Here is a 12,873-nt window from a genome sequence, read left to right as displayed (position 1 = left end):
TCACTCCTTCGCTTATAACAAGGGGCGGCTAAAAGAGGCGGCGCTCGCGCGAGCGCCGCCGGTCAATCATTCGGCCGGGACGGCGCTGGCGTTGACGGCATCGTCACGAACGCCTTCGGCCATCTCGGATAGCACCTCGTCGATGGCGGGCATGGCCGCTTCGCGGAATGCTTTGACATCGGGCTCGATGACCGTCATGCCCTCTTCCTGAAGCGCGTCGAGGTAGTAGTCGTCGAGTTCGCGCTCTTGCTCGTTACCGTACTCGCGCGCCACGTCCACGGCCTCGCTGATCAGCGCCTGATCCTCTTCGCTCAAACCATCCCACCAGCGCGCGCTCGCCACCCAGCTCCAGGGGAACTGCACGTGGCTGGTCATGATGAGGTAGTCCTGCACTTCCCACAGGCGCCGGGTATAGGGTGAGGAGAGCGAGTTTTCGTGTCCGTCCACCTGGCCGGTCTGCATCGCCAGATAGATTTCCGGCGCGGGCACGTTCACCACCTGCGCACCAATCTCCTCCCATACCGTCAGCCAGATCGGCAGTGACGGGAGACGCAAACGAAAGCCTTCCAGGTCCTCGGGCGTATGGATTTCCTTGTTGGCCGTCATGTGGCGCGGACCACGGTGCTGAAGCCCCAGGAACTTGAGCCCGCCGCGCTGTTCGGCCTGCTCCACCATGGTTTGACCCGAGGGGCTGTCGAGATAGCGGTCGACCTGATCCCACGTGGTGAACAGAAACGGCACGGTGATAGCGTCATATTCCGGCGCGTACTGCTGGCGCCAGTTGCCACCGGTCAGCGAGATCTGGGTCTGCCCCAGATTGAGAAGCTCCAGCACCGAATCCTCGCCACCAAGCGAGCCTGCCAGGAAAGGGCGAACGTCGAAACGCCCGGGTGCCTGCTCTTCCAGGTACTCAGCGAAGCGTTCGACGGCGGCGCTTTCCGAGCCGCCCTCGCTCATGGTGTTGTTGACCTGGATTTCGATCGTGTCGGCCAGTACGAACGGCGTCGCCGTCAACATGCCAACACCTGCCAGCGTGGCCAGTAGTGATTTCCGCATTGTCGTGACTCTCTACGGTTGTCGTTATTAGGCGCTGCACACCCTGGGGCAGCCTGTGTGTTGGCTCGATCTTGAAACAAGGGGTGTCAGGGCTCAAATCGACGTTCGTGAAGGCAGCCTTCGTCAAATACGATGGCTTTAAACGCTGTCAGGACGGGTCATTGATAGGGGTACCTCAAAGGCTATACGACTAAAGAAGCATGCGGCGAGACTCACGTTGCGGCGTCAGCAGGCACTTTTCGAGTGAGATGATCGACCAGATGTCGGGCGGTGGCCGAAAGCGTTGCGTAGCGGCGCATGCCGATCACCAGCTCACGCTGCGCCCAGGGCTCGGCCAATGGAATGCTTGTCAGCCGAAGGTCTCGCAAATCCCGATAGATCGTCTGCTCGGGCAGAATACCGATCCCCATGCCGTGGTGAATCATTCGGCAAATGGCATCGAAGCTTCGCACCTGAATACGCATGCGCAGCGCGCCGCCCGTTCGCTGCGCCTGCTCGAGGAGAAGGGAGTGAAGGGAGGTATCCTGCTGTAGGCCGATGAAATCGAAATCGAGCGCATCAAAAAAGGTGATGTGCTCACGCTGTGCCAGCGGATGGTCGGCAGCCATGACCAGCATGAGCCGATCCTGACGATAAGGCTTGCACTCGAGATCCGGTGCGGCGACGTGGCCGGCGAACACGCCGACATCGGTGAGCCCATCGCGTACCGCCGTGATGATTTCGCTGCTTACCCGCTCCTGCAGGTCGATCTTGATATCCGGATAGCGCGTGCAAAACGCACTCAGATCCTGTGGCAGAAATGCGATGATCGCGGAGGTGTTGGAGTGGATACGTACGTGGCCCTTGACGCCTTCGCTGTACTCGTCCAGCTCCGCTTGCAGCCGCTCGAGGTTATCCAGAATCTGGCGGGCGTGATGCAAAAAAGCGTGGCCGGCAGGCGTTAGCTCCACGCCGCGCGGCTTGCGATATAAAAGCGTGGTACCCACGAGCACCTCCAGGTCGCTCATGCGCTTGCTCACCGCCGCCAGCGCCAGATGCTCGCGTTCGGCCGCGGCGGTCAGGCGGCCTTCATCCGCGACGGAAATGAAAAGCTTCAATGTCGTGAAGTCGAACCGGCGCATGGCTGTCTCCTGAAAACGAATATTCATGCTAACGCATCCTTTCGTCGTTCACGAAGTCCTGCTTATCGATTGCCTAATTGTCGAACGCGCACCCCTTGAGCATGCTGAAGGTAAGGATACTCCTATAACCGTCATAGAGAGAGGCCGTCGGTGACTACAACGACTCGTGAACTACCGCTAAAAGGCATCAAGGTGTTGGAACTTGGTCAGCTGATCGCGGGGCCTTTCGCCACCAAGTTACTGGGCGAATTCGGCGCCGATATCATCAAGATCGAGCCGCCCGGGACAGGCGACCCGCTTCGCAAATGGCGAATGATGGAAGAAGGCACCTCGCTCTGGTGGCACGTACAGACGCGCAACAAGCGCTCAGTGGCGCTGGACCTTAGAAGCGAAGAGGGGCAGGCACTCGTTCGAAAGCTCGCCCAGGAGGCGGACGTGGTGGTCGAGAACTTCCGCCCGGGCACGCTGGATGGCTGGAATCTGGGCTGGGAGACGCTATCAACGCTTAACCCGGGCCTGATCATGGTGCATATCTCCGGCTACGGCCAGACCGGCCCCTACCGCGACAAGCCGGGCTTCGGCGTGATCGGCGAGGCGATGGGCGGGCTTCGCTACCTGACCGGCCAGCCTGGTGAGCCATCGGTGCGCGTGGGTGTGAGCATCGGCGATTCGCTCTCGGCGCTTTATGCGGTAATCGGCACGCTGCTCGCGCTGCAGGAGCGCCAGAAGAGCGGCCTGGGCCAGGAGATCGACGTGGCGCTTTATGAGTCGGTCTTTGCGATGATGGAGAGCCTGCTGCCGGAATTCGACGCCAGTGGCCAGGTCCGCGAGCCAAGCGGCAGCGCCCTGCCCGGCATCACGCCCTCGAATGCCTACCGCTGCGAAGGCGGCGAGTACGTGCTGATTGCCGGCAACGGCGACAGCATCTTCAAACGCCTGATGGGCGTGATCGGCCGCCCTGATCTGGCCGAGGACCCGGCGCTTGCCCATAACGACGGGCGCAGCCGGGAAGCCGCCATGATCGATGCCGCCATTGAGGCCTGGACCGAGCAGCGCCCGCGCGATGCGATTCTCCAAGCGCTGGACGATGCCCGCGTGCCCGCCGGCTACCCCTACACTGCCCAGGACATCGCGTTTGATCCACACTACATCGCCCGCGAGATGATTCAGACCTATACCCGCGAAAGCGGCGAGCCGCTGAAGGTGCCCGGCGTGCTACCCAAACTCAGCGCCACCCCCGGGCGGCTCGGTAACGGCGGCCCAAAACTTGGCCAGCACACCGAGGAAGTGCTCGACGAACTCGGTATCGACCAGGCCACCCGCGCCAAGCTGCGCGGCGCCGGCATCATTTAAGGAGCGCACCATGATCCCCCAAACTCCCTGCCCCGAGCGCATCGAGATCAATGAAGTCGGCCCCCGCGATGGCCTGCAGATCGAGAAGCGCTTCGTGCCCACGCCGGACAAGATCCGCTGGATCAACGCGCTCTCCCAAACCGGCCTTGCGCGTATCGAAGCCACCTCCTTCACCTCGCCCAAGGCGATCCCCAACCTGGCGGACGCCTCAGAAGTCGTCAACGGCATCAAGCGCCGCGACGGCGTCGAGATTACCGTGCTGGTGCCCAACCTCAAGGGCGCTGAACGCGCTCTGGCCTGCCAAGTCGATGAACTCAACCTGGTCATGTCGGCAAGCGACAGCCACGGCCTGGCCAACCTGCGCATGACGCCCGAGCAGTCGATCGAGCGCTTTGGCGAAATCCTGGACGTGGCGCGGGAAAACAGCGTGTTCGTCAACGCCTCGCTATCGACGACCTTCGGCTGCCCGTTCGAAGGCGAAGTCCCCCAGAAGCGCGTTCTGGAACTCATCGAGCAATTGGTCGCCCTCGGGATTCAGGGCGTCACGCTGTGCGACACCACCGGCATGGCCAACCCCGCCCAAGTGAAGGCGCTTTGTGAAGCGGTCATCGCCCGCTGGCCAGGCACCGCTTTCACCCTGCACGTGCATAACACCCGCGGCATGGGCTTGGCCAACGCGCTGGCCGCCTGGCAGGCGGGCATCACCCGCTTCGACTCGGCCCTGGGGGGCCTTGGCGGCTGCCCCTTCGCGCCGGGCGCAACGGGCAACGTCTGTACCGAGGACCTGGTGCACATGTTCGAGGCGATGGGCGTGAACACCGGTGTGGATCTGGACGCCCTGCTGGAAGTGGCCGCCATGCTGCCCGAGCTCGTCGGTCACGACGTGCCCGGGCAGGTGGTCAAGGCCGGCAAGTGGGACCGGCGCTACCCAATGCCGGCGCGCTAGGCCGGCCCCACCACGTGCTTCACCTCCAGATACGCACTGAGCCCCCAGGGCCCAAGCTCGCGGCCGATGCCGCTTCGCTTGAAGCCACCCCAGGCGGTCTCCGGTAGCACCAGCTGCTCGGTGTTGTACCAGATGCTGCCAGCCTTGAGTTGCTGGCCGATGCGCCTGGCGCGATCAACGTCGCCGCTGATCACCGTGGCGGCGAGGCCAAAGTCGCTGTCGTTGGCGAGCGCGACCGCCTCCGCCTCATCCCTGACGCTGCGCGCGCAGAGCACGGGGCCGAAGATCTCCTCGCGCCATAGGCGGCTTTCTACCGGCACGTCGCGGTAAAGCGTCGGGGCGGCGAAGTAGCCCTGCTCGGGCAAGGTGTAGTGGGTGTGATCGCGTACCGCGGTCAGCCCTTCCTGTTCGGCGATATCCAGGTAGCCGTTGACGGCGTCCCGCTGTCTGGCGCTGGTGAGCGGGCCCAGGTCAGTGCCCTCGTCAAGCGGGTCGCCCAGAGTGAGCGCGTCCATTCGCGTGGCAAGCGCCTCAAAAAGCGCCTCGGCCACGTCTTCGTGCACTAAAAGGCGCGAGGTCGCCGAGCAGATCTGGCCGGCGTTGAAGTAGATGCCCGCCATGACCCAGTCGACGGCCTGCGAAGGATCCGCGTCCTCCATCACCAGAATGGGCGACTTGCCGCCAAGCTCCAGCGATACCCCGGCAGTGCGCGCGCTCGCGGCCTTCATCACCGCCTCGCCCACGCGGTTGCTGCCGGTGAAGGAGATTTTGTCTACGCCCGGATGACTTGCCAGCGGCGCGCCAATGCCGTCACCATCGCCGTTCAAGAGATTCAGCACGCCCGCGGGCAGGCCGATGTCCAGTGCGATTTCCGCCAGCGCCTGCTCGGGCAGCGGCACCACTTCGGAAGGCTTCAGCACCACGGTACAACCGGCAGCCAAGGCCGGGGCGAGCTTCCAGGCGCTGGTGACCAACGGAAAATTCCAGGGCGTGATTAGAGCAACCACGCCGGCGGGGTCCAGGTAGGCCCGCGCCTCGACGCCCTCCATCTCGACCTCGACCCGTTCGCCCTGGCGGGCGTCCAGCGCCCGCGCCTGGCCGGCGTAATAGCGATAGCAGGCAATCGCGTCATCCAGGTCGATGCCCGCTTCCATTAGCGGCTTGCCGTTGTTGGTGGCACTCAGCTCGATCAGCGCCTCGCGCCGGGCGGTCAAGGCGCCTGCAAAGCCGTCGAGATACTCCGCACGCACCGCGCCGCCTAGCGCCTGCCACGCGGGCTGAGCCTGTCGTGCTGCTTGCACCGCAGCGTCGACATCCTGAGCGGCACCCGCCGTGACGCGTGCGATCACTTCTTCGCGGTACGGATTAACCACCTCCAGCTTTCGCGTGCCTTCAGAGAGCACCCACTGGTTGTTGATGAACTGCTGATCGAGGATTTTCATGGTGTCTCCGAACGGGTAGCGCCTTGCTGCCAAACGGCGGCGTCGATTTCGATGAGAAGCGGACGAGCGGCGTCGCGCTCGGCAAGCGCCGCCGCCAACTGGGACGGGCTTTCGATATGGGCGGACGGGCAGCCGAAGCCGTCGGCGAGGATCAAAAAGTCTGGCGCCTTGAGGTCGACGCCCAGGCGCGCCACGCCGTTATCGTCCATATAGCGGCGGATCTCCTCGTACCCCGCGTTGTGCCACAGCAGGATCACGACAGGAAGCTGCTCCTCGACGGCGGTGGCGATCTCCGAGAGCGTAAACATCACCCCGCCATCGCCCACTAGCGCCACCACGCGAAGCTGCGGCTGCGCGAGCTGGGCGCCAAGCGCGGCGGGCAACCCGTAGCCCAGCGTCCCGTAGCCCGTCGAGGCGTTGAAGTAGCGCCGCGGCTGGGGCTGACTGACCAGATGATTGCCGGCGTAGACCGGCGCGGTGGAGTCGCCCACCAGAATCGCCTCGGGCAGATGCTCGGCAAGCGTCTCGTAGAGCAATACGAAGGTGGAAAACGCCGAATCATTTTCCAGATCGAGTTCCGCCAGCGCCTGACTGACCCGCTCGGCACCGCCCCGCGACAGCGGTTCGGGAAAATACTCGGCCAGCAGCGCCAGCGTGCGTCCGGCATCCCCCACCAGCCCAAGCGTGGTGGCCTGGTTGCGTGCCAGCTGCTCGGCGTCGATATCCACGCGAATCAGCGTGCCGGTCAGCAGAAAGCCGTCGTCGAACACCACGTCATAATCGGTTTCACCGAGCTCGGTGCCCACGGCGAGAATCACATCGGCATTTGAGGCCAGCCGGCGCACCGCGGGGAGTGCTGCGTTGGCGCCGAGATCCAGCGGATGGTCGCGCCCCAAAAGCCCCTTGGCGTTGATGGTGGTAACCGTCGGCGCGTCGAGGCGTTCGACCAGCGCGTGGGCGGCCTGGAAGGCATCCTCGCAGCCGCCGCCCAAGAGCACCAGCGGGCGCTTCGCCGCCTCCAAAAGCCTTGCTGCTTCGCGCAGGCCTTCCGGGTCCGGCGCCGCGCGGTAAAGGCGCGGTGCCTGCCAGGAGCGCGGCGGCGTGACCGGCGCGTCGAACAGATCGATGGGAATCTCGATATGCACCGGGCCCGGGCGTGCGCCTCTAAACACTGTAAAGGCGCGAGCCAGGACCTCGGGCAGCGTATCGGCGTCGAGCAGCGTATGGCTGAAGCGCGCCACACCGCTGATCACCTGCTGCTGGCTTTGTAGCTCGTGGAGCCGCCCCTGGCCGAGCCCCAGGGTGTCGCGGCGGTTGACGCTCGAGATCACCAGCATCGGAATCGAATCCGCGAGCGCCTGGCCCATGGCGGTGGCAATGTTGGTCATGCCGGGGCCGGTGATGATCAAACACACCCCGGGCTGGCCGCTGGCGCGGGCGTAGCCGTCGGCCATGAAGCCCGCGCCCTGTTCGTGGCGCGGCGTGACGTGACGGATGCCTCCGCCTTCGAGGCCGCGGTAGAGCTCGACCGTGTGCACGCCGGGGATGCCGAAGAGGGTGTCGACGCCGTAGGTGTCGCGCAGAAGGCGAATCAGAAGCTCGGCGCAGGTCATCGTATCGTGCTCTTTCATCGAAGCTCCTTAAAAGACGAGGGTATGCGCGATCAAGGCGATGATCGGCAGCGTAATGGCGGTGCGCAGCAGAAAGACCGCTGCCAGCTCCCAAAGCGCGATGGGAATCTTCGACTTCAGCAGCAGCGCGCCGATTTCGGACATGTACACCAGCTGCGTCATCGACAGACACGCGATCACGAAGCGGGTGAGCTCGCTGTCGATATTGGTGGCCAGCACCGCCGGCAGAAACATATCGGCAAAGCCCACCAGTGTGGCCGGTGCCGCGGCCTGAGCTTCAGGAATGCGCAGCCACTCCAGCACCGGCACCATGGGGTAGGAGAGCCAGGTAAAGAGCGGCGTGAACTCGGCCAGAATCAGCGCGACGGTGCCGATCGCGAACACCAGCGGCAGAAGCGTCAGGAAGATGTCGATGACGTTGATCAGCGCCAGTTTGGCAAGCGCCATGGGTCCCGGCGCGCCTGCGGCGCGGCGCGTGGCCTGCTGCAGACTGTAGCGGAAAAGCCCGGCGCGGCCGGTGTTCTCTTCGCGAATCTGACAGCCGACCGGCTCATGGTAGTCGTCGGATTTCAGCGACAGCGGCGGAATGCGCGAGACGATGATCGCGGCAATCAGCCCGGAAACCACCACGGTGAAGTAGAACGGCACGAACAGGTGGTTCAAATCGACGAAGTTAACCACCAGCAGGCTGAAGGCAATGGACGCCACGGAGAAGTTGGTGGCGATCACCGAGGCCTCGCGGCCGCTGTAGAAGCCCTGCTCGTATTGCTGGGAAGTGATCAGCACGCCCACGGTGCCCGAACCCATCCAGGAGGCGGTGGCATCGATGGCGCTGCGCCCCGGCAGATTGAAGATGAGGCGAAACGGCTTGCGCACCAGGCTACCGATGAACTCCATGAAGCCGAACTCGACCAGAAATGGCAGCAAAATCGCAGCGAAGAAGAAAAACGTCAAAAGCACCGGCGCCAGGTCGTTGAGCATGACCCCGCCGGTAAACGAGGCGGTGACGAATTCGGGGCCCACTTGAAAATAGGTCATCACCACGAAAATGGCGCCCAACACGCGCAGCGCCACCCAGATCGCCCCGACCTGAAACATGTCGCCGAAGTGCCCGCCCTGGGCCCAGGCCGGTTTCGCGGCCTTCACGTAGAGTGTAACGATGACCGACACGCACAGCACCACCATGGCGATCAGCGGCAGCGCCCCGCCGAGTAGTGCCTGCAGGCCATCGGCCATCATCCCCATACCGATGTTGACCGACTCACCGGTTTGAAACGGCACCAGAAACAGCAACACCCCGATGATCGAGGGAATCAGGAACTTGAGCAGATGGCGGCGCGGGATGGCCTCGTCGGGCGCGCGCTCATCGTGTATCGCTTGAGGGTCGGACATGATGTTCACCTGTTGGAAATGATTATTGAAGGTGGGCTGGCGGCGTTCGCAGGAAAGGTTCGACCTTTCTTTTTTGTCGTTTTTTTATCGTTCTTTTTATTACCCGTATCGCTTTCAGACGGGCGCCCGAACGGCGCCCAACGCGATCACTCTCCTTTCTTCACGCCCGGCAGCACGCAGAGCATCTCGTACAAAAGCGTGGCGCCCATCAGCGCGGTATTGCCGCTGGTGTCATACGGCGGCGAAACCTCGACGAGATCACCGCCGACGATGTTGAGCCCCGCCGCGCCGCGCACGATCTCGAGGCCCTGATGGGAGGTCAGCCCGCCCATCTCGACGGTGCCGGTGCCCGGCGCCACCGACGGGTCGAGGCCGTCGATGTCGAAGCTGATGTACACCGGTGTGTCGCCCATCTGTGCGCGCACCTCGTCCATCAAGGGCGCCAGCGACTGGTACCAGCACGCCTCGGCCTGAACCACGCGAAAGCCCTGGTCGCGGCACCAGTCGAAGTCCTCGGCGGCGTAGCCGGTACCGCGCAGGCCGATCTGCACCACCTTCTCTTTCGCCAAAAGCCCCTCTTCCTGGGCTCGGCGGAAGGTGGTGCCGTGGGCAATCTCCTCGCCGAACATGTGCTCGTTGACGTCGGCGTGGGCATCGATATGAATCAGCCCCACGGGGCCGTGCTTTTTGGCCATGGCGCGCAGAATCGGCAGCGTCATGGTGTGGTCGCCACCAAGCGTCAACGGCACGCAGTCGTGGCTTAGCACGTCGTCGAAGAACGCGGTGATGATGTCCACGCTCTTGGGCAGGTGGAAGGTGTTGATCGGCACGTCGCCGATGTCCGCCACCTGCAGGGACTCAAAAGGCGCGGCGCGAGTGGCCATGTTGTAGGGGCGCAGCATGCGCGACTCGTCGCGAATCTGGCGCGGGCCCATCCGCGTGCCGGGTCGGTTGGAGGTGCCGATATCCATGGGGATACCAATAAAGGCAACGTCGAGACCTTCGGCACTTTCTTGGCTAGGCAGGCGCATCATGGTCGCCGGTCCGCCAAAGCGCGGTACGCTGTTGCCGCCCAGCGGCTGGTTGAAATCACTCACGGCGCTTCTCCTTGTAATGATTCTCGAGTCCAGCGTCCTGAACACTGAGCCCGATCGAAAGGTTTACACAGATACTGCATTTAGCGTGCCAGGCGAGATGAGCCCCCAAAATCGGTCTTTATCCGCCCTGGTTGATGCAAAAACGACTCGAAAACGCGTAGCATCGAGTCGTTTTTGCATTGACGAGTCACCATCGGTTCGAGGAAAACGGCGTGGACGAAATCGATCGCAGCGTGCTCAAGACCATCGTGGAGACCGCCAACGACCACTTCTTCATCGTGAGTGGTGACGGTCAAATACTGGACATCAGCCCCGGCGTCGAGGCGGTGTACGGGCTCTCGCGCGAGGCGCTACTGGGCAGCAACGTCAGAGAGCTTGAGCGCGACGGCGTGCTCAGGCCCTCCATCAGTCTGGAGGTCATGCGCACCCACCGCCCGGCGCAGCTGATGCAGGTCACCGGCACCGGGCGGCGGGTGATCGCCGAGGCCCACCCGGTGTTCGTGAACGGCAGGCTCGAGCGCATCGTCAGCCGCTCGCGGGACATGACCGACCTTCAGCTTTTGCAGGACGAGTACGCGCTGTTGCAAAAGCGCTTCAACGAGCACGTCAAGCGCGGCCAGAGTGTGACCGACGACCCGGCGCTCGACAGCGCTTTGGAGGAGCTTCAGGTGCGAAGTCACGCGATGCGCGAGGTCGCAAGCCTTTTGAAGCGCGTCGCGCCTTCCGGGGCCAGCGTGCTGATGCTGGGGGAATCCGGCGTGGGCAAAACGGCGTTTGCCCGTCAGCTCCACCGCTGGAGCGAGCGCGCGGCCGGCCCCTTCGTCGAGGTCAACTGCGGCGCCATTCCGGAGAACCTGTTCGAGTCCGAGATGTTCGGCTACCAGCCCGGCGCGTTCAGCGGCGCCGCCCGCCAGGGCAAGGCGGGGCTTCTGGAGCAGGCCGAAGGCGGCACGCTGTTTCTCGACGAGATCGGCGAGCTTCCGCTGTTGATGCAGACCAAGCTTTTGAAGGTAATTCAGGACGGCAAGATGACGCGCCTGGGCGACACCCGCCCCCGCCGGGTCGATTTCCGCCTGGTGGTCGCCACCAACCAGGACCTGGCGGCGCGCGTGCAGGAAGGCCTTTTCCGGCTGGATCTCTACTACCGCCTCAACGTGATTCCCGTGACGCTGCCGGCACTTCGCGATCGCCGCGAGGACATTCCGGGGCTTGCCGAGGCGTGTCTGGCGCGGCTCAACGCCCACTACGGGCGGCAGAAGTTTCTCGACAACCACGTCTGGTCGACGCTGATGGGCAGCGACTGGCCCGGCAACGTGCGCGAGCTCGAGAATTGGCTGGAGCGCGCCTGGCTTTCGAGCGCGCTCGATCGCATCGAAGGCGTTGAGCCCTCCTCTTCGCCTGCCGCTGCGCCCCACACGCCAAAGGCGCCGAGCACGCCGCCTCCCCTCGAGGGTGAATCCCTGCCCGCCTACCTTGCGCGACTGGAGCGCGAGCTTCTTGAGCGCGGCTGTCGCACGCACGCCAGCACCTACGCGCTGGCCGAGCACCTGGGAATCAGCCAATCAAGCGTGGTGCGAAAGCTCAAGCGTCACGGGCTTAAACTTCGCTGACACACTTTCGCCACGCAAGCGTCACACAACGGCAACGTCCTTGACCCACAGTGATTGGCCACGGTCCATCTTTGGTGAAAGCCATGAGCCAATCGCGCATTCAACTGGCGGGCGTCTCCAAACAGTGGGGCGCCATCGCCGCTGTCGACGACATCTCGTTTGAGGTGACGCCGGGGCAGTTCGTCATTCTGCTGGGGCCCTCCGGCTGCGGTAAATCGACCACGCTGCGCATGATCGCCGGGCTCGAAGAGGCCTCAAGCGGCGCAATTCACATCGGCGAGCGCAACGTCACGCGCGCCCCGCCCGGGGATCGCGGTCTCTCGATGGTATTTCAGTCCTACGCGCTCTTTCCCCACCTGAGCGTGGCCGAGAACATCGTCTTTGGCCTGAAGAGCCGCCGCGTGCCCAGGGCCGAACGCCAAAAGCGCCTTGCACACGTGGCCGAGCTGGTCGACCTGACACCCTATCTCGACCGCAAGCCGGCGAACCTGTCCGGCGGCCAGCGCCAGCGGGTGGCGCTGGCCCGCGCCATCGTTTCCGAGCACCCGATTTGTCTGATGGACGAGCCGCTTTCGAACCTGGATGCGCGCCTACGCACCGAGATGCGCCGCGAAATCAAGGCGCTGCAGCGCCGGCTCGATATGACGGTGATTTACGTCACTCACGATCAGGTGGAAGCCATGAGCATGGGCGACCGGGTCATTTTGATGCAGCACGGCCGCATCGTTCAGGACGCCACCCCGAGTGAGCTCTACAACCAGCCGGCGAGCGCCTTCGCCGCCAGTTTCATAGGAAGCCCCGCCATGAATCTACTGCCTTTGGTCGCCGGTGTTGCCGGTGCTGTGATCGACGGCGACACCACCCCCGTCGCGCCGCTGGAAGCCGCCGGCGGGCAGCTCGGCGTTCGCCCCGAGGATATCGAGCTTCGCCCTGAAAACGCGCCCGGCGTTGCCGCACGCATCGAGGGCGAAGAGTACCTGGGCGCCGACACCGTCGTTCACGTGAGCGTGGGCAGCCACTCTCTTCGCGTACGCGTGGCGGGCCGCCCCGCTATCGAAGAGGCGGCCTGCCGCCTCTACTGGGCGCCGGAAAAGGCGCATCTGTTCGCCGCCGACGGTCTGCGACACGAGCATTTGGCGCCCCGCGCCTTCGCCGCCGCCCCAAGAAGCGTTGCCCGCCCGCCGACGGTAGGCTCGTTCCAGCACTGATTCGCCACCTACTCGTT

10 protein-coding genes are annotated in these 12,873 nt (G+C 64.1%); 4 read left to right on the top strand and 6 right to left on the bottom strand.

Annotated features, from left to right (window positions below; translation table 11 throughout):
- Positions 1–66: 66 nt before the first annotated feature.
- Both OCT39_RS02295 and OCT39_RS02290 read right to left on the bottom strand, forming a co-directional pair.
- On the bottom strand, positions 67–1,056 hold the full coding sequence (locus OCT39_RS02295; protein ID WP_263586090.1) for a TRAP transporter substrate-binding protein: 990 nt from the start codon (positions 1,054–1,056) through the stop codon (positions 67–69).
- 212 nt (positions 1,057–1,268) lie between these two features.
- Positions 1,269–2,177 carry a LysR family transcriptional regulator gene (locus OCT39_RS02290; protein ID WP_263587280.1) on the bottom strand — a complete coding sequence of 303 codons (909 nt, stop codon included), beginning with the start codon at positions 2,175–2,177 and terminating at the stop codon, positions 1,269–1,271.
- Positions 2,178–2,327: 150 nt separating this feature from the next.
- Between OCT39_RS02290 and OCT39_RS02285 the strand changes: the two genes are divergently transcribed.
- On the top strand, positions 2,328–3,530 hold the full coding sequence (locus tag OCT39_RS02285; RefSeq protein ID WP_263586089.1) for a CaiB/BaiF CoA transferase family protein: 1,203 nt from the start codon (positions 2,328–2,330) through the stop codon (positions 3,528–3,530).
- A gap of 10 nt (positions 3,531–3,540) precedes the next feature.
- Positions 3,541–4,476, top strand: a complete 936-nt coding sequence (locus OCT39_RS02280) for a hydroxymethylglutaryl-CoA lyase (RefSeq protein WP_263586088.1) — start codon at positions 3,541–3,543, stop codon at positions 4,474–4,476.
- Here the strand turns inward: OCT39_RS02280 and OCT39_RS02275 are convergent.
- The 4 genes from OCT39_RS02275 to speB form a co-directional block, all read right to left on the bottom strand.
- On the bottom strand, positions 4,473–5,918 hold the full coding sequence (locus tag OCT39_RS02275) for an aldehyde dehydrogenase family protein (protein ID WP_263586087.1): 1,446 nt from the start codon (positions 5,916–5,918) through the stop codon (positions 4,473–4,475). The genes OCT39_RS02280 and OCT39_RS02275 overlap by 4 nt on opposite strands.
- Positions 5,915–7,549 (bottom strand): 5-guanidino-2-oxopentanoate decarboxylase, encoded by a 1,635-nt coding sequence (locus OCT39_RS02270; RefSeq protein ID WP_263586086.1) that lies wholly within the window; start codon positions 7,547–7,549, stop codon positions 5,915–5,917. The genes OCT39_RS02275 and OCT39_RS02270 overlap by 4 nt, the downstream gene beginning before the upstream one ends.
- 9 nt (positions 7,550–7,558) lie before the next feature.
- Positions 7,559–8,941, bottom strand: coding sequence for a YjiH family protein (locus OCT39_RS02265; protein ID WP_263586085.1), 1,383 nt, complete (start codon positions 8,939–8,941; stop codon positions 7,559–7,561).
- Positions 8,942–9,087: 146 nt separating this feature from the next.
- Complete coding sequence (gene speB, locus OCT39_RS02260; RefSeq protein ID WP_263586084.1) at positions 9,088–10,038, bottom strand: agmatinase; 951 nt, start codon at positions 10,036–10,038, stop codon at positions 9,088–9,090.
- A gap of 212 nt (positions 10,039–10,250) precedes the next feature.
- On the opposite strand from speB, the gene OCT39_RS02255 reads away from it, so the two are divergent.
- Together OCT39_RS02255 and OCT39_RS02250 are read left to right on the top strand one after the other, a co-directional pair.
- Positions 10,251–11,648 carry a sigma-54 interaction domain-containing protein gene (locus OCT39_RS02255; protein ID WP_263586083.1) on the top strand — a complete coding sequence of 466 codons (1,398 nt, stop codon included), beginning with the start codon at positions 10,251–10,253 and terminating at the stop codon, positions 11,646–11,648.
- Positions 11,649–11,731: 83 nt separating this feature from the next.
- Entirely contained in the window at positions 11,732–12,856 is a 1,125-nt protein-coding gene (locus tag OCT39_RS02250; RefSeq protein ID WP_263586082.1) for an ABC transporter ATP-binding protein, read from the top strand.
- The last annotated feature ends 17 nt before the right edge of the window (positions 12,857–12,873 follow it).

Origin of the sequence: Halomonas sp. GD1P12 (assembly GCF_025725645.1) — a bacterium.
Taxonomy (GTDB): Bacteria; Pseudomonadota; Gammaproteobacteria; order Pseudomonadales; family Halomonadaceae; genus Vreelandella.
This window is presented reverse-complemented; position numbering and strand designations above follow the sequence as displayed.